The organism is Stutzerimonas decontaminans (assembly GCF_000661915.1).
Classification (GTDB): Bacteria; Pseudomonadota; Gammaproteobacteria; order Pseudomonadales; family Pseudomonadaceae; genus Stutzerimonas; species Stutzerimonas decontaminans.
The window spans coordinates 3,735,053-3,752,040 of record NZ_CP007509.1 but is presented as its reverse complement, the minus strand read 5'-3'; the positions used below and the strand labels follow the sequence as shown (position 1 = coordinate 3,752,040).

Sequence of the window (16,988 nt, the reverse complement as noted above, 5' to 3'; positions counted from 1 at the left end):
GTGCGTCAGGCCACGACGAGAACAATAACGAGAACAGGGAGCCGTCCATGAATGCCTCGATGCCAGCCTTGCTGCCGCTGATCCCCACCAAGCTGGCGATCCCCATGCTGCCGCCGGGTCTGCTCGAACGCCCGCGACTGGACGAGTGGCAGCTGCGCCTGCCGCAGGTACGCCTGGCCGTGCTGCATGCGGCCAGCGGCTTCGGCAAAACCACCCTGGCAGCGCAATGGGCGCGGGCCTTCGATGGCCGTGTCGCCTGGCTACAGCTGCATGCCAGCGACAACCTGGCGCTGCAGTTCGGCCGCTACCTGACCCAGGCGCTGGACCGCCAGCTCGATGCCGGTTGCCCGCTATCCGCTGCACTCGCCGAGCAGGGCCAGGTCTCGCTGGATGCGCTGTTCACTCAACTGCTGGCCGAACTGCCGGGCGAGCACGAGGCGATCCTGATCGTGCTCGATGAATTTGAAGTGCTGCACGAGCGTGAGCTGATCGCCGGGCTGCGCTTCTTCCTGCGGCATATGCCCTGCTGGATGACGTTGCTGGTGTGCAGCCGCCGGCTGCCGGAGCTTGGCGTTGCCGAGCTGCGGGTCAAGCATCAGCTGCTGCTGCTCGATGCCCGTCAGCTGGCGTTCGAGGACGACGAAGTACAGGCCCTGCTGGAGCTGGGCGTGCCGGTAAACATCAACCGCGAGCAGGTCGAACGGCTCAACCGCCGCATCGGTGGCTGGCCCTGCGCACTGCAGCTGGCGCTGCAGGAAGTGCAGACCAGCCGCGGCATGGACCTGTTTCTGGAAAATCTGCTGCTCGGCCACCCCGATATCCGCGACTACATGCGCGAACAGGTGGTCGAGGGCCTGCCTGAAGACCTGCGTGGTTTTCTTGAAGCCACCTGCCTGCTCGATCGCTTTGATGCGGCACTGGCCGACCGCCTGACCGAAGCCTGCCACGGCCGCGAGATGCTCGAGCGGCTCGAGCGCAGCGGGCTGTTCATCCAGCCGCTGGACAGCCTGCGTCGCTGGTACAGCTATCACCCATTGTTCGCCGTGTTCCTGCAGGGCGAGCTGCGCACCCACCAGCCGCAGCGGGTCAATCAGCTGCATCTGCGTGCCGCCGAGGCGCTACTGGCCGAGAACATGCCCGAAGAGGCCGCACGCCACGCGGTGCAGGCCGGTGATCCGCAGCAGGTTGCCGAAATCCTCCAGCGCCACGGGCGCGCCTTCTACCGTCAGGGCCAGCTCGGGCTGTTGCAGCAATGCCTGGAAACCTTGCCGGAAACGGTGATCGCCGGCTCGCCGCTGCTGACCCTGCTGCAGGCCTGGGTATCGCAGAATTCCTACCAGTTCGAACATGTCGAACGCTGGTTCAAGGCCGCCGAACTGGCGCTGCAGCGCAGCTGCTCCGAGCAGGACTGGGCACGCATCGTCTGCGAATTCAATGCGGTGCGCGCGCAGGTCGCGATGAACCAGGGTGATGAGCAGCGCGCCATCACCCTGGCCCAGGAGGCACTGACCTGCGAACCGCTGATCATGCGCACCTCGCGGGTGGCGGCAATGTCCGGCCTGGCCGAAGTGCATTTCGTCCAGGGCGCGTTGCCACAGGCACAGAAGCAGTACGAGGAAGCCGAGCGCCGCGCGCGGGAGATCAATGCGTCGCACCTGGTGGTATGGAGCCTCGGCCAACTGTCGGAGATCGCCATCGCCCAGGGCCATCTGCAGAAGGCTTACACGCTGCAGGAACGGGCCATTCAGTACATCGAACAGCAGCACCTGCGTGCCACGCCCATCGTCGAGTTCATCTATCGGGTGCGCGGCCAGGTACTGCTGGAGTGGCATCAGCTGGACGCCGCCGAACAATGCGCGCTGCAGGGCATCCAGATCCTCGACGAGCTCGGCGACCAGCGCTGGCGCCTGCAGAGCCACACGTTGCTGGCCGGCGTCGCCTACGCCCGGGGCCAGCAGAGCGCCTGTGCCGATTACATCGGTCAGATGCAGACGATGCTCGCCGATGATCGCTACCACATCGACTGGTTGGCCAACGCCCATGCGGTGATGCTCGCTTATTGGGACTCCAGCCAGGATCGCGAAGCGATTCGCCAATGGCTGCTCAGTGCGCCGCCGGTCAGCGCCGGTGCCAACCACTTTTCACAATTGAACGCACGCAACCACGCGCGGGCCCACGTGACGCTCGGCCAGCTGGACAGCGCACTGCCGATCCTGCGCCAATTGCTGACCGACGCCGAGCGCCACGGTCTGGTGATGGATCGCAACCGCAACCACATCCTCCTGGCGCAGCTGCACTGGTTGCGCGAAGAACGTCAGCAGGCGCTCGATCACCTGCAGCGGGCCATGACCCTGGCCAGCGGCAGCGGCGCCATCGGTGGCTTTCTGCGAGTCGGCAAGCCGATCATCGGCATGCTCAAGAGCCTGCTGCACGAGCGCACCCTCGACGAGCCGGAAGCCCAGCGCGCCACGCGGCTGATCCAGCTGGCGCAGCAGCAGCGCGACTTCAGCCGCGCCATCCGCATCACCCTCGACGAGGCGGTGATCCAGGACATCATCAATCGCCCCGACGTCCCCGAGCTGATCCGTCGCTCACCGCTGACCCGGCGCGAATGGCAGGTGCTGAGCCTGATCCATGCCGGGCAGTCCAACGAGCAGATCGCCGACCACCTCAACGTCGCGCCCACCACCATCAAGACGCACATCCGCAGCCTCTACCAGAAGCTCAACATCACCCACCGCAGCGAAGCGGTACAGCTGGCGCGCGACCTGCTGAGCAAGATTCAGGGCGACTAGGGCGCCCGCTCTCGGGCCGCCGCTGGTCGCCATCTTCGCGATGGTGCGGTCAGGGAGGAGGAGGGCGGCGCCCGGTTGTGCCACCTTCGAGGCTTTGCAGACGGAGGCTCCGCAATGTCGATGAGCGAAAAACAAAAAATGCTGGCCGGCGAGCTGTACTACCCCGGTGACCCGGAGATTCTCGCCGATCAGGCCGCGGCCAAGGCCTGGATGGTGCGCTACAACGCAGCGCTGGCGGCCTCGCCGGACGAGCGTCGAGCGCTGCTGGCCGAGCGGCTGGCCACGGTCGGTGCTGGTGCGGTGATCCGCCCGCCATTTCACTGCGATTACGGCTACAACATCCACCTCGGCGAGGGCGCCTTTCTCAATTTCAACTGCGTGATTCTCGATGTGGTTGCGGTGCATATCGGTGCCGGTGCGCAGATCGGGCCGGCGGTGCAGCTCTACACCGCCGACCATCCGCGTGATCCCGAAGCGCGCGGCTCGGGCGTCGAGTTCGGTCGGCCGATCCATATCGGCCGCAACGTCTGGGTTGGCGGCGGGGCGATCATTCTTCCAGGCGTGACGGTCGGCGACGATGCGGTGATCGGCGCGGGCAGCGTGGTCACCCGCGATGTGCCGGCCGGCACCACGGTGGTCGGCAACCCGGCGCGGGTTCGCTGACCGGCTCGCTGTCGCCGTCTACGCCCTCGGCCAGCGCGCCGTCTACGCCCGGCCCTTACGCCTGCAAGACCCCGCCGCCGGAGGATGTTGTGACCGGATGCCGCACCTAGAGTGGCCACATCTTCACTGGTCACTCATAGGTAACGTGGCATGTCCGAGCAACTTCAGAATTGGTGGCGCGGCGGGGTGATCTATCAGGTCTACCCACGTAGTTTCTTCGACAGCAACGGCGATGGCGTGGGCGACCTGCCCGGCGTGCTGCACAAGCTGGACTACATCGCCAGCCTCAACGTCGACGCCATCTGGCTGTCGCCTTTCTTCACCTCGCCGATGAAGGATTTCGGCTACGACGTCGCCGATTACCGCGGCGTCGATCCGCTGTTCGGCACGCTGGACGACTTCGTCCGGTTGGTCGAGGCATGCCACGAACGCGGCATGCGCGTGCTGATCGATCAGGTGCTCAATCATTCTTCCGACCAGCATCAGTGGTTCGTCGAAAGCCGTTCCAGTCGCGACAACGACAAGGCCGACTGGTACGTCTGGGCCGATCCCAAGCCGGACGGCACGGTGCCGAACAACTGGCTTTCGGTTTTCGGCGGCCCGGCCTGGAGCTGGGACAGTCGGCGCCGGCAGTACTACCTGCACAACTTCCTTTCCAGCCAGCCGGACCTGAACTTCCACTGCGCGGCCGTGCAGGATCAGTTGCTCGACGACATGGAGTTCTGGCTCAAGCTCGGCGTGGACGGTTTCCGCCTGGACGCCGCCAACTTCTACTTCCACGACGCCGAACTGCGCGACAACCCGCCGAACACCGAGATTCGCGAAGGCAGCATCGGCGTGCGCATCGATAACCCCTACGCCTACCAGCGCCACATCTACGACAAGACGCGGCCGGAAAACATGGATTTCCTGCGTCGTCTGCGTGCCTTGCTGCAGCGCTATCCCGGTGCCTCTTCGGTAGCCGAGATCGGCTGCGACGAGTCGCTGCGTACCATGGCCGCCTACACCAGCGGTGGCGACACGCTGCACATGGCCTATTCCTTCGACCTGCTCACCGAGCAGTGCAGCCCGGGCTACATCCGCCATACCGTGGAAGGGATCGAGCGCGAACTGGCGGACGGTTGGTCCTGTTGGTCGATGGGCAACCACGACGTGGTGCGGGTGATGACGCGCTGGGCGCTCAACGGCCGGCCCGACCCGGAGCGCGGCCGCTTGCTGATGGCTTTGCTGTTGTCCCTGCGCGGCAGTGTCTGCATGTACCAGGGCGAGGAATTGGGCCTGCCGGAAGCGGAACTGCGCTACGAGGATCTGGTCGATCCGTACGGCATTACCTTCTGGCCGGAATTCAAGGGCCGCGACGGCTGCCGCACGCCGATGCCCTGGGAGAGCGAAGCACACCATGCCGGCTTCACCGGCAGCCAGCCGTGGTTGCCGGTGGACGACTCGCACCGTTCGCTGTCGGTGGCCGCGCAGGATGCCGATCCGCATTCGATGCTCAACTGCTACCGGCGCTTCCTGGGCTGGCGGCGCGAGCAGCGCCTGCTGATCGAGGGCGATATCCACATGGTCTACCATGACGACGCCTTGCTGGTGTTCGAGCGGCGACTGGGTGACGAAGCCTGGCTGTGCCTGTTCAACCTCGGCGATCTGTCGCGCAGCTACGAGCTGCCGGCGCAGGCGGTGCCGCTGGTGGACGTACCGGCGAGCTTTGCCGAATACGATGGCCACTGGGCGCGGCTGCCGGCACATGGTTTCGGCTATGTGCGGCTCGCGGGTTAAGGGAGCGTTGGCAGCGGTGGGGTTGGCCCACCGCTGCGCCAGATAACGAGAGCTTGGCGGCATCAACGGAGAACAATAACCATGGCCAGTGTCACGCTGCGCGACATCTGCAAGAGTTACGACGGTACGCCGATCACCCGGCATATCGACCTGGACATCGAAGACGGCGAATTCGTCGTCTTCGTCGGCCCGTCCGGCTGCGGCAAGTCCACCCTGCTGCGGCTGATCGCCGGGCTCGAGGACATCACCTCCGGCGATCTGCTGATCGACAATCAGCGCGTCAACGACCTGCCGCCCAAGGATCGCTCGGTGGGCATGGTCTTCCAGTCCTACGCCCTCTATCCGCACATGACCGTGGCGGAGAACATGGCCTTCGGCCTCAAGCTCGCCAGCGTCGACAAGCGCGAGATCAAGCGCCGCGTCGAAGCAGTCGCGGAAATCCTGCAGCTGGACAAGCTGCTCGAACGCAAACCCAAGGACCTCTCCGGCGGCCAGCGCCAGCGCGTCGCTATCGGGCGCACCATGGTCCGCGAGCCGAAGGTGTTCCTGTTCGACGAACCGCTGTCGAACCTCGACGCCTTCCTGCGCGTGCAGATGCGCATCGAGATCGCCCGCCTGCACCAGCGCATCCGCTCCACCATGATCTACGTGACCCACGATCAGGTCGAAGCCATGACCCTGGCCGACAAGATCGTGGTGCTCAACGCCGGCGAGATCGCCCAGGTCGGCCAGCCGCTGCACCTTTATCACTACCCGATGAACCGCTTCGTAGCCGGCTTTCTCGGCTCGCCGCAGATGAACTTCGTCGACGTGCGCGCCATCTCCCCCAGCCCTGAAACCGTCACCATCGAACTGCCCAGCGGCTACCCGCTGACGCTGCCGGTGGACGGCAGCGCCGTGAGCCCCGGCGATCCACTTACCCTCGGCATCCGCCCGGAACATTTCGTCATGCCGGCAGAGGCTGACTTCACCTTCCATGGCCAGATCACCGTGGCTGAACGGCTGGGCCAGTACAACCTGCTCTACCTCACCCTGGAACGCCTGCAGGACGTCATCACCCTCTGCGTCGACGGCAACCTGCGCGTCACCGAAGGCGAAACCTTCGCCGCCGGGCTCAAGGCCGACAAATGCCACCTGTTCCGCGAAAACGGCGAGGCCTGCGCCCGGCACTATCGGGAGCCGGCGATTTATGGGTGAGTGAAACCGCCCCGCTGGACTGGCGGCAGGGTTTAGCTAGGCCAGCTTTAATTGCGCCTGATCGAGTGCGGTAAATCGGCTCCTTCAGGCTGCCCAGTGCCGACGTCATACAGAGAGGCACAGTCCGCCTGATCGTTGACGCTAGAACCGTTGCCGTGGCGTTTGCTCGGTCGCGTCAAAGGCCAGGGCTCATCTGTCGGCCAAGGCCAGGTTTACACCGAGACCGGCAAATGATGCCGCGAAACCCCGGCGCAGCCAGGCCTGAACTCGCTGCGATTCGATGACCGCCTTGCGAAAGGCGTGCGCCAGCAGGCCGTAGACAGTAAAGATGGCGAATGTCATCAGCATGAAAGTCGCGCTGAGAACGAGCAGCTGCCCAAGCTCGTCACCCGCGCCCGGCCGGATGAATTGCGGCAGGAAGGCCAGGAAAAAAATGGTCAGTTTCGGGTTCAGCAGATTGACCAGCAGCGCCTTGGCAACCAGCGATCGAACCCTGAATGGTTCACTATCGCCGCCCACCGCCAGCGCAGAGCGGTCACGCCAGGTCGCATAGGCGAGATAGAGCAGGTAGGCGGCACCGGCATAGCGCAGAGTCTCGAAGACCAGCGCACTGGAATGCAGGATCGCCGCGACACCGAGAATGGTCGCCAGCAGATGCGGCAGAATCCCGAGCGTACAGGCTGTCGCGGCTAGAATACCGGCGCGACGGCCGTGCATCAGCGCCGTCGAAACGGTATAGATCACCCCCGCGCCGGGTATCAGCACGACGACCAGACAGGTAATCAGGTATTCGAGGCTGGGCATAGAGACTCCTTGCTACGGGGCTGATCGACTGAACTAGCATAGGGCATTGGCGGGCGCAGCCCCAACCGGCGCTTACCGCATCGCATGGTTCGTCGAAGGCCGCTGCCGCGAAGCTTCGAGACCTGAGCGCTGGGCTCCGTTGCTCCGCGATAAACCACCCGCGGTAATCTGGCACTTCGCGTCGGTTATGGCGCATTCGCTCGGAGACAGTGAGGTAGGAATGCAGGTCAGAAGATCCTCTCGATTGTTCATCCTGGATGCTGATGGACGCCTTTTACTTTTCTTATACAAAGACGAACGTGAGGCGCCCTTCTGGGCGACCGCTGGGGGCGAGCTACAACCTGGCGAAAGCTACGCCGATGCAGCAGCAAGGGAGCTGTATGAGGAGACCGGCCTAACGCTTCACGTCGGGAAGCTGCTGAAAGAACGAGACGAGGTATATGCCGTAGCACGCTCGACACCGGCGCGCTGGCTGGAGAAGTACTTCCTCGTGGAATGCCCAGCGGACACGAGCGTGTTCGCGGCAGAGTGGACCGAAGAAGAAAAGAGCACCATTCAGAAATGGAAGTGGTGGAGCTTGCGCGAGATGCAAGACGAGGCCCCGTCTTCGTTCAAGCCTGAGTGGTTGCCTGAACTTCTGGGCGTTCTCTTAGGTGATCGTCAGTGCAGCAATTGATTCTGATCGGCGTTCACTAGTGCGGGGTTAGCGGTGGGGTGACCCTGCGGAGTGGCCGAGTCGCTACCAAAGCCTTGCTCGAGAGCGTGAACGTGCAAGGGGAAGCGTGCCGAGGCCTTCAGTATTTTCCGATACACAAAAAAAAGCCCCGAGAATCTTGAGATTCTCGGGGCGCCGGGGGGATTTGAATCCCAAACTTCAATATCCCGGTCAAATCAAGGCTTCAGCGCGTTGGGCATGAAACTTTGATTTGTTGGATTGCTCACAGTGAGCGCGAGTATATGAACCTTTCGAGTCTTGTCAAGCATCGCATTCACCTATCTGAGAGAGCGGCTTTGCGTGCGTTGGCGAGTAGAGCTGCCCGCAGTCGGTTGGGTTTAGGCTGCGTTGAAGCCAAACGCTCCTGAGTTTGAAGTTACCAATGATCTAGCGAGGCGTCTTGGGCTTCTAAGGTGTTCCCGTTGGCACCCGATCATAATCACCTCAACTCAATTTACGGTCTTATCTTGACCGCGGTTCGAGGTTCATGGAGCAGGCTTGCTTGGTGTGATTCCAGGTTTCAATCGCGAGGTGCGAAAATGGATCGGGCTGGCATCGCTCGCTCAAGGCGCGGTTGCCAATACCTTACGAGCGAACGTAACCAATTCAGGGCAGTCACCGTTGTTGCAGGTTCGGTCGACAAAAAAGCCTCGGATGCCTACTGCGGTTGGCCCATCTCGGTCGCAACGCTGGGAGTCACCGACCATCCATGACGCGGTTGGGGATGCCCCAAGCTGATCGCAAACCCAACTGTAGATAGCGGGTTCCGGCTTCATTACGCCTAAGTCACAGCTAAATGCATACGCGTCTAGCGTGGGGTAACAACGCAGGACAGCTTGCCGGTACGGGAAAGCCAGGTTCGAGCAAACACCGATTCGAATGCCTTGCTCTTGGAGCAGTTTCACTGCTTTGAGCCCGTCAGGATATGCCTCAGCGGCTGCGATCTCATCTGCCAGGACAGTTTCCAGAGTGCTCAATTGTTCAGGGCTTGCAGTGATCCCCAAATGCGCTGCGGCTTGCGTCAACGTTATCGCAGATTTCATCAGGAAAGACGCGTCGTCCGGGCGGGGGCGCCGCCCATGCGCCTTTCCGATCTTCATCAACTGTCGGTACGGATGCGACCCATCTTGAATCTTCATCAGTGTCCCGAAAGCATCAAAAATGACGGCTTGTATGGTCATTAGACATCCCGTTACGACAGCGTAGCGTAGGCTGGCGCATTCAACCGACGTGCTTGATTGGCCCCGAATACCTCGCTCCAGCATGGTCACTGGTTACGAGGATGAAGCCTTTCCGAAGCTGCTTGTCCGATGAGCATCCGATCAAGGGTCACTGTGAAGGAGAGGGGGCGCAGCCGTAATGGCGTGTTGGCTGGATCACTTTCAGATTCACTGCCTGTCACCTTAAGTTAGATAACCTGCTTAGTCTATCCCCTCGCTGGGGGGGGCGAGGGGCAGCTGTCGAAGTCAACTACAGGCCGTAATTAATTGCGTTTTGTTCGTAACGTTGCGGTTATGTGAAATTATGAACAAGCCATAATTATTGCTGAGCCATAATTCCAATTATTTTCGTGGCACCGCCGTTCGTATGCGACGCGTGACGCGCCTCGCTTGTGGTGATAACCACCGGTGCGAAATTTCAAAATTCGAAAGGGCGACTCCGGACCGGTTGAATAAGTCTCCCATCGACCGAGGAGATAGGTGTCGATGCCTAATAGTCATTAACCGAGCTCGAGATGCGTCCGATAGAGCTATCTTCGTCCTTTTCTGGTGCGTGAGTGCTGGCGATATTTGTCAATATATATGTATTACAAATACCAGTTGTCGGTGGTTAGCTTTTTGTTTTCTAAAAGTGCTTGACGAGCAGTGGTCGGAATTGGATTATTTTCATTGACCTAGTTTTCAGATTGCTGTTTTTTGTCCAATGCTGAGCGTAGTGGGGCGATGCTCTAGGCCTGCATCGATGAATAAGCACGTAGTTAATGATGAAGGTTGATGGGGTTGCGCTGCTCGCCTTTAAGACCTTCAGGCCATATATTAATAGTCAGAACTGACGCTCATTGGGAAACAAGCTTTCATACTTGGTAGGTTCTTCAAGGTAGGGACGTTTTGCCCAGATTCTGCCTCTAGACATCTATGGCTCAGATAGAGAGATGGTTATGGTCGATTTAAAGAAAGTATCTCATTTGTTATACGCCCCGGGTGAGGTAATGCCTGGTATCGAGATGTCGTTAGCAGAGGCGTGCGCGCGCGGCTCAGCGGCTGCGTTGTTTGACGAGGTGCCGTTCTGTGTTGTGCGAGACTGGATATGGATCGATCTCATCATGCCTGACGCGATACGAGAAACGTTACTCGCGTCCGGGCAACAGCCCGCGATGGTGTATGCCGGCCGCGTGCTGTACGACAGTGCCCGCCGTTTCCAAGAGGGTGACTGGGTACGAACAACACAACTGATTGAGTTTGCCGATGGGTGCATATTCAGAACGCGCAATACGCGATATGTGCTTGCTGGCCCGGGGGCTCGCAAAAGCGCCGAGCTCACTACTGTGTTGAGGATTTTTTGATGCTCAGTCAGATATTGGCGGGCAGAGACGTACCAGACAACGGCCATCCCGATGTGCCTTGCGACGTCTGTGGTACCTCCACGCGAGTGCCTGGGTACGGTGAACAGTTCGGTGTGCTGCAAGCGCATTGGGGGTACGGCGCGCGACATGACGGTGAGCGTTATCGCGTGCGGATGTGTGAAACCTGCTTCTTCATGACCTTGGCGTTCCTGCGGCAGGAGCGACGCATACACCATTTGTTTGGCGACGCCCCGCAGCACGACGACTATAACTTTGGACGTATTGCTCGCGACGATTATTGGTTAGACAGCTAGCAGTTAGTAGGGGTAGGCAACGAGCTTTCATCCGAATTTGGGGCTGACGCAATGAGTTCAACTAAACGAAGTATCGACCAAGCACGTGATGTATCTGACGCGTTGTCGCGGGCAATGAATATGTCTTTTGGTAGGGAAGTTACGGCGTACCTCACGGACGCTTATTTAATCGCAGGCTGTTGTATCGGCGTGGTTCATCGTCACGTGCGGGCGGATGTGTATGGAAGGTTCCAGGACGGTCACCGGGTTCGGACCTCCGATGTACTGAAAGCTCATGAGCAAGGCGGGTTTTGGGCGCTGTTTACCGCCACGGGCAGCTTGTACGTTATTGTGACATTCAAAGAGGTCGGCGGGCGCCTGTCACTGGATTGGCTGTTGGCACAGAGGGAAAAAGGCATACACGCAACCCCAGTAACGATTCAGTGATCCGTTTCTCGTGTCACTACTATAAAACTGAGCCCACGGTCAGTGCTGATGCTCGTAGGTTTATATCCTCTGAGGAAAAGAAGGGTGGGGTGTCATGCAGGTAAAGCGTTGGGGGCAGCTTGATGCGCTTCGTCAACAACTTGGAGAAAGTCGCTTGTTACTTTGCGTGGATCTGGAAGCGACTTGCGATGACTACCCTGCCGGCCTAAACGAGGCGGCCTGGAACGCTCACGTATTGGAGGTCCAGCGCGACGAGATGGAGACGATCGAAATTGGCATCGCGCTGTTGGATGTTCAGTCGGAGTACAGGATTGTCGATCATTTCGGACAGTTTGTCCGGCCGCTACTTCGCCCCACGCTAACTGAGTTTTGCACGGGGCTGACCGGCATATCTCAATCTGACGTCGATACTGCAAAGCGTTTCGCGGAGGTACAAGATCAGCTTGGTGACTGGCTGAGGCCGCGAAATACAGAAGGCTGGCGCTGGTGCTCTTGGGGCGATTACGACCGAAACCAGCTGAAGAAGGATGCTTTCAGAGCAGGGGTAGATGTATTGCTGGATCCGGCGCGTCATATCAATCTAAAGAAGTGCTTTTGGAAGATTTTCGCTTGCCGTGCGCTAGGTCTGAAGTGTGCAGTGGAAAGCATAGGCCTTTCCTGGGAGGGTGAGCATCACAGGGCCATCGACGATGCGCGTAATCTGGCACGGTTAGCGCAGTTACTGCTCAGCGCGAGGCAATCGACGTAGTAGGGCGGACGGCGCTGTGCCTGCTCATCAATTCAACCCCGTGGCCGCCCGGCTCGCATCGAGCCGCCATCTCACCAGTGCATACGGAACACATTTGGATAACATCATAAAGAGATTCAACACGTAGCGTGGCGCGAGGTATTGGCTGATGCACCCGAATTGCTGATACTGCTAAATGGCCAGCATGCTTGTATAGGGAGTCGAAGCGATGGCAGGGAAGCGTAAGCGCAGCAGCAAGTCTGGTGTATCTGGAGCGATGGTTCTGTGTGCCCTAGTGATTGGGGGGCTTGCTTCCGTTCCCAAGGGTGCTTGGGTTTTCTTGGGCGGAGCACTCATTGTCGGTATAGGCGGGTGGCTAGTAATAAAGGCCTTCAGCAAACCGTCAGTCATGTCTTCGGCAACAACTATGCGGCCACCCCAAGGGGGAGCTCGTTCAAGTTCCTCGGACCTCGGCATAAGCACCGGCCTGACGTTTTCATTGGATGAGGTCTCGCCACTAAGTGAGCCCTCTGCTCCTGCGCAAGTCTCTGCGTCGCCCCGGCAGGGTTCGGCAAAGCGAGACGACTCTGGCTTTTTTACCGTAACTTTGGAGGCCACTGAGCGGCCTTCCCACCGAATTCCGAGCGCGCCGACGAACCTGAATAGTGCCAACGTGCGGTGGCTTTCTGCCGGCGAAACCATTGAAGTGGCGGGCGAAAACATCACTATTGGTCTGATCTACGTCGGCGAAGATAAAAACAGGCGCTATGGATCTTCGGAACCGTCACTGATCAACCCGAAACTGAAGGTCGCACGGGGCATCGTCGATATATCTGAGCGTCTCACCTCTTACTGGCCCAGTTACGACAGCATCTCTCCTGAGGCCCGCCGCGCATATTTGCAATGGCTATCCAGTGGTCGCAAGGCTCCGCATGCCAACATCGGCTACGTGTTCCTATTCTTCTACGGTCTTGAGCGTAGGGTTTTTGTCGACGCCAAGACGGATCAGGCTGCGGCGGCCGACATACCTATCATAATTGCCGAGGTGGAGCGGCTGCTCTCGATTTATGGCAAGAATAACTCCTTCAATAACTACGCCAGTCGCTTCGTAGACTTCCTCCGCCAAGGCCAAATACTCGCCAGGCGCTATCAAAAAGCGCCGCCGGCACCGTTACCTTACGGCTACGAAATGCCTGTAGAGCTGCGTGTTGGCCTGGGTCAGTTGGCGGCTGACAAGCAACCAATGCCGGCTGACTGGGCGTTGGCCTGGGTGCTGTCTGATCACAACATAGGGAAGCGAACACCCGTAACCCGCTGTAAAGAAGCGTTCGCCCAGTTGTTCTGCATGCGCTACGAGGAACGTTATGGCGCCGGTATGGTGCTCCCTCAGAACAAGACCCGTCTGAGACTCCAATACAACACCGCTTCTGCGGGTCTACCACCCCAAGAGCTGGATGGCCTATCCGGTATTCCTGATGTCACTGCGACTAGCGCAGCTCGGAAGAAACTGCAGCAGTTGGTTGACGAATGCACGGTGCAGTTGGAGCCCTACAGTCGTTATCTCGGCCGCAACCCCGGCACTCCTGACGCATTAGAAGGGCTGTTACAGCTGCCCGTAAACCTGTGGCCGCCAGCAGCTCGAACAGCGCTCGCCGAGCTAAAGCAACGCATCGGCGACGGCATGGTGGTAATGAGTTTCGGTGAGCTGGCAGGGCGACTGCAGAGCGCAGGTAGCCTGTCGCGAGACAAGGTTCTGACGCTCGCCCGCGCGCTGGAGTCTTTACACATCGGTATCGAGCCGGATGTGCTGACAGGCAGCCGAACACCCAAGTCAGAGGACAATGTGGCGCTCTTTGCGACCCAGGCTGAAGATGGTGACCTGCGGTCTTCGCCGGCTTATAGCGCCGCCTGTGTTACGTTGGACCTTGCTTGTGCTGTGGCGGCGGCCGATGGTGACACGTCGCCGCAGGAAATTATGCTGCTATCCCAGCATATCGACTCCTGGAGTCACCTGAGCGGTGCTCATCGGAAACGCCTGAAGGCCCACCTGCGTCTGCAGCTTAACCAGCCACCAACCCTGCAAAGCCTGAAGAAGAAACTGGAGCCCCTGGCCGAGCCGGCGAAGAGGGTTGTGGCGGCTTTTCTCGCTCACTTGGCGCAGGTCGACGGCGAGGTTAGCCCCGCAGAGGTGAAGTTGCTGGAGCGCGTCTACAAGACCCTGCAGCTGGATCCGCAATCGCTGTACAGCGACCTTCATGTGGCCGCCAGTGGCAGCCCCGTTGGCTCATCGCAGACAACGCCTTCCATACCCGGAGCAACCCCGTCCAAGCCCGTTGGGGGATTTGCTCTGGACCACGAGCGCATCGCTCAGTTGCAGCGTGAAACGGAACAGGTATCTGCGCTGCTGGCTCAGGTTTTCGTTGACGACAAGCCTGCTGAGCCAGATGACGTAGTTGTGGAAGAGACTGTTGAGGATACTTCCTACATTTGTGGCTTAGACGCCGATCACTCGGCCTTCCTGCGTGTACTCGTATCCCGTACCGAGTGGTCTCGTGACGAGTTGGAGGCCGTTGCAAGCGATATGGAGCTCATGCTCGACGGAGCATTGGAGCAGATCAACGACATGGCATTTGAGCATTTCGATATGCCAGTCACCGAGGGGGAAGACCCCTTCGAAGTCAACCCTGACATTATGGACAAACTACCGCTATGAGCAGCATCAGAGCCAAGGACCGCGATGCGGTCATCCAGTCCCTGCGCGCCGGCGTCGTTCCCCGTGCAGGCCAGCACCTGATTCAAGTGGGGCGTGTCGGGGAGCTGGAAGCACTCATCCGTGATGTGGAGCGCCTCGCGGAAAGCGGTTCCGCGTTCCGCGTAGTGATCGGTGAGTATGGTGCAGGCAAGACATTCTTCCTCAACCTGGTTCGCTCTATCGCGATGGAGCGCAAGCTCGTCACCATGCATGCCGATCTGAACCCGGATCGTCGTCTCCATGCTACTGGTGGCCAGGCTCGCTCGCTGTATGCCGAATTGGCCAAGAACATGTCCACCCGAACTAAGCCTGATGGCGGCGCTCTGCAAGGAATAGTCGAGAAATTCGTGGCACAGGCCAAGATGGAAGCCAAAGCGTCCGGCAAAGACAGTGAGGCTGTGATTCGCGAGCATCTAGACCAACTAGCAGAGATGGTCAACGGCTATGACTTTGCTGATGTAATCGCGGCCTATTGCAAAGGCTTCGAAGAGGGTAACGACCAGCTCAAGGCCGATGCTATCCGCTGGTTGCGTGGCGAGTTCACTACCAAGACAGATGCCCGCACCGCACTGGGGGTGCGAACCATCGTCGACGATGCGTCGGTCTACGATCAGCTCAAGCTGCTTGCGCGATTTGTTCGGTTGGCCGGCTTTAGCGGGTTGATGGTATGTCTCGATGAGCTGGTGAACCTGTACAAACTTTCCAACACCCAAGCTCGTAACGCTAACTACGAGCAGATTCTTCGTATCCTCAATGACTCCCTGCAGGGCTCTGCTGAGGGGCTTGGTTTTGTGTTGGGCGGTACACCCGAATTTCTCATGGATACTCGCCGCGGCCTCTACAGCTATCCGGCGCTGCAGTCGCGTCTGGCTGAAAATAACTTCGCGAAGTCCGGGCTGGTAGATCTTTCCGGCCCTGTTATACGCCTCACTAGTCTGACGCCTGAGGATTTCTACGTGCTGCTGCAGAAACTGCGTCATGTATACGCGGCAGGCGTGAGCGAGCGCTATCTGCTACCCGACGAAGCATTGCCGCTGTTTATGGCCCACTGCAACCAGCGGATGGGTGAGGCCTACTTCCGTACCCCGCGGACGACCATTACCGCATTCATCAGCCTGCTAGCGGTGTTGGAGCAGAATCCTGACGCTGATTGGCGGACCCTGTTGGGTGCCGTGGAGATTGCACCGGATCGAGGCGGTGAGGCCGATACCCAAGTGGATGCGGACGATGAGCTTGCCACCTTCCAGCTCTGAATCGGTTGGCTTCGATCTCCTTGAACCGCGAATCCAGCGCTGGATATGGGCCGAGGGCTGGACCTCCCTACGCGATGCCCAGGAGCGTGCTATCCCTGCGCTCTTGGGGGCCGACCAGGATGTCATCATCGCGGCGGCTACAGCTGCAGGCAAAACCGAAGCCGCGTTTCTGCCCATTCTTACCAATCTCCTGCAGAACACGGAAAACCCCGGGGCGGTGCTTTACATCAGCCCGCTGAAGGCTCTCATCAATGACCAGTGGGATCGTTTGGCGCGACTTTGCGATGAGCTTGAGCTTCCAGTCATTGCCTGGCATGGGGATATCTCAGCGAGCCGCAAACATCGCTTCCTCAAGTCCCCGGAAGGCGTTCTGCTGATCACCCCGGAGTCGCTCGAAGCTCTGTTCGTCAACAAGGGAACCAGCCTAGCGGGATTGTTTGCCAACCTGCGATATCTGGTGGTGGATGAGCTCCATGCCTTTATCGGTAGTGAGCGCGGCAAGCAACTGCAGTCACTCATGCATCGTGTTGAAACAATCATTGATCGCCCCCTGCCCAGGGTTGGGCTTTCCGCCACGCTGGGCGACATGACGCTGGCTGCTGCCTTCTTACGTCCCAATGCCCCTCATCATGTGTCGGTTATCGAATCCAAGGGTAGTGGGCAGATACTTAAGGTTCAGATCAGAGGGTATGTGGAGTGCAAGAAGGCGCTCCCGATACAGCCTGAAGGTGACGATGTTTTTTCTCCGGACCATTCCATCGCAGAGCATCTCTTTCAGGTGCTACGGGGCAGCAATAACCTGATCTTCCCCAACAGTCGAGCTCAGGTGGAGTGGTTCGCTGACAATCTGCGGCGCCGCTGCGAGCAGGATGGTGTACCGAACGAGTTCTGGCCGCATCACGGCAGTTTGGCGAAGGACATTCGAGAGGAAACCGAGAAAGCGCTAAAGGCCGGTGACTGCGGATTTCGGAGCATCGTGACCGGCCGTTTCGGTTGATCG

13 protein-coding genes and 1 pseudogene are annotated in these 16,988 nt (G+C 59.6%); 12 read left to right on the top strand and 2 right to left on the bottom strand.

What is annotated here, in order from left to right:
- Nucleotides 1–47 precede the first annotated feature (47 nt).
- The 4 genes from malT to malK all read left to right on the top strand — a co-directional run bounded on the left by malT (nt 48) and on the right by malK (nt 6,434).
- Nucleotides 48–2,795, top strand: coding sequence for an HTH-type transcriptional regulator MalT (malT, locus tag UIB01_RS17300; protein WP_038663180.1), 2,748 nt, complete (start codon nt 48–50; stop codon nt 2,793–2,795).
- A 114-nt stretch (nt 2,796–2,909) separates the two neighbouring features.
- Nucleotides 2,910–3,458 carry a sugar O-acetyltransferase gene (locus UIB01_RS17295; RefSeq protein ID WP_038663177.1) on the top strand — a complete coding sequence of 183 codons (549 nt, stop codon included), beginning with the start codon at nt 2,910–2,912 and terminating at the stop codon, nt 3,456–3,458.
- Nucleotides 3,459–3,608: 150 nt separating this feature from the next.
- Nucleotides 3,609–5,237 (top strand): alpha-amylase family glycosyl hydrolase, encoded by a 1,629-nt coding sequence (locus UIB01_RS17290; protein ID WP_038663174.1) that lies wholly within the window; start codon nt 3,609–3,611, stop codon nt 5,235–5,237.
- 81 nt (nt 5,238–5,318) lie between these two features.
- Complete coding sequence (gene malK, locus UIB01_RS17285) at nt 5,319–6,434, top strand: maltose/maltodextrin ABC transporter ATP-binding protein MalK (RefSeq protein WP_038663171.1); 1,116 nt, start codon at nt 5,319–5,321, stop codon at nt 6,432–6,434.
- Nucleotides 6,435–6,623: 189 nt separating this feature from the next.
- On the opposite strand, the gene UIB01_RS17280 is transcribed toward malK, so the two are convergent.
- On the bottom strand, nt 6,624–7,238 hold the full coding sequence (locus UIB01_RS17280) for a LysE family translocator (protein WP_038663169.1): 615 nt from the start codon (nt 7,236–7,238) through the stop codon (nt 6,624–6,626).
- A 220-nt stretch (nt 7,239–7,458) separates the two neighbouring features.
- Between UIB01_RS17280 and UIB01_RS17275 the strand changes: the two genes are divergently transcribed.
- Nucleotides 7,459–7,914 (top strand): NUDIX hydrolase, encoded by a 456-nt coding sequence (locus UIB01_RS17275; protein WP_038663166.1) that lies wholly within the window; start codon nt 7,459–7,461, stop codon nt 7,912–7,914.
- Between the two features lie 602 nt (nt 7,915–8,516).
- On the opposite strand, the gene UIB01_RS17270 is transcribed toward UIB01_RS17275, so the two are convergent.
- Entirely contained in the window at nt 8,517–9,134 is a 618-nt protein-coding gene (locus tag UIB01_RS17270; RefSeq protein WP_038663164.1) for an HAD family hydrolase, read from the bottom strand.
- Between the two features lie 977 nt (nt 9,135–10,111).
- Here UIB01_RS17270 and UIB01_RS17265 point away from each other — a divergent pair.
- From UIB01_RS17265 to UIB01_RS17235, 7 genes and pseudogenes are all read left to right on the top strand, one after another.
- Nucleotides 10,112–10,516 carry a DUF6957 family protein gene (locus UIB01_RS17265; protein ID WP_038663161.1) on the top strand — a complete coding sequence of 135 codons (405 nt, stop codon included), beginning with the start codon at nt 10,112–10,114 and terminating at the stop codon, nt 10,514–10,516.
- Complete coding sequence (locus UIB01_RS17260) at nt 10,516–10,830, top strand: hypothetical protein (protein ID WP_038663158.1); 315 nt, start codon at nt 10,516–10,518, stop codon at nt 10,828–10,830. Before UIB01_RS17265 ends, UIB01_RS17260 begins: the two co-directional genes overlap by 1 nt.
- Before the next feature lie 51 nt (nt 10,831–10,881).
- Complete coding sequence (locus UIB01_RS17255; RefSeq protein ID WP_051605107.1) at nt 10,882–11,256, top strand: hypothetical protein; 375 nt, start codon at nt 10,882–10,884, stop codon at nt 11,254–11,256.
- Nucleotides 11,257–11,350: 94 nt separating this feature from the next.
- Entirely contained in the window at nt 11,351–12,004 is a 654-nt protein-coding gene (locus UIB01_RS17250) for a 3'-5' exonuclease (RefSeq protein ID WP_038663155.1), read from the top strand.
- 208 nt (nt 12,005–12,212) lie between these two features.
- Nucleotides 12,213–14,696: a tellurite resistance TerB family protein gene (locus tag UIB01_RS17245; RefSeq protein WP_038663151.1), complete on the top strand. Its 2,484-nt coding sequence runs from the start codon at nt 12,213–12,215 to the stop codon at nt 14,694–14,696.
- On the top strand, nt 14,693–15,988 hold the full coding sequence (locus UIB01_RS17240) for an ATP-binding protein (protein WP_038663148.1): 1,296 nt from the start codon (nt 14,693–14,695) through the stop codon (nt 15,986–15,988). The genes UIB01_RS17245 and UIB01_RS17240 overlap by 4 nt, the downstream gene beginning before the upstream one ends.
- A pseudogene (locus UIB01_RS17235) lies at nt 15,963–16,946 on the top strand (DEAD/DEAH box helicase); the annotation flags it as partial. The gene UIB01_RS17240 and the pseudogene UIB01_RS17235, both read left to right, overlap by 26 nt.
- Between the last annotated feature and the right edge of the window lie 42 nt (nt 16,947–16,988).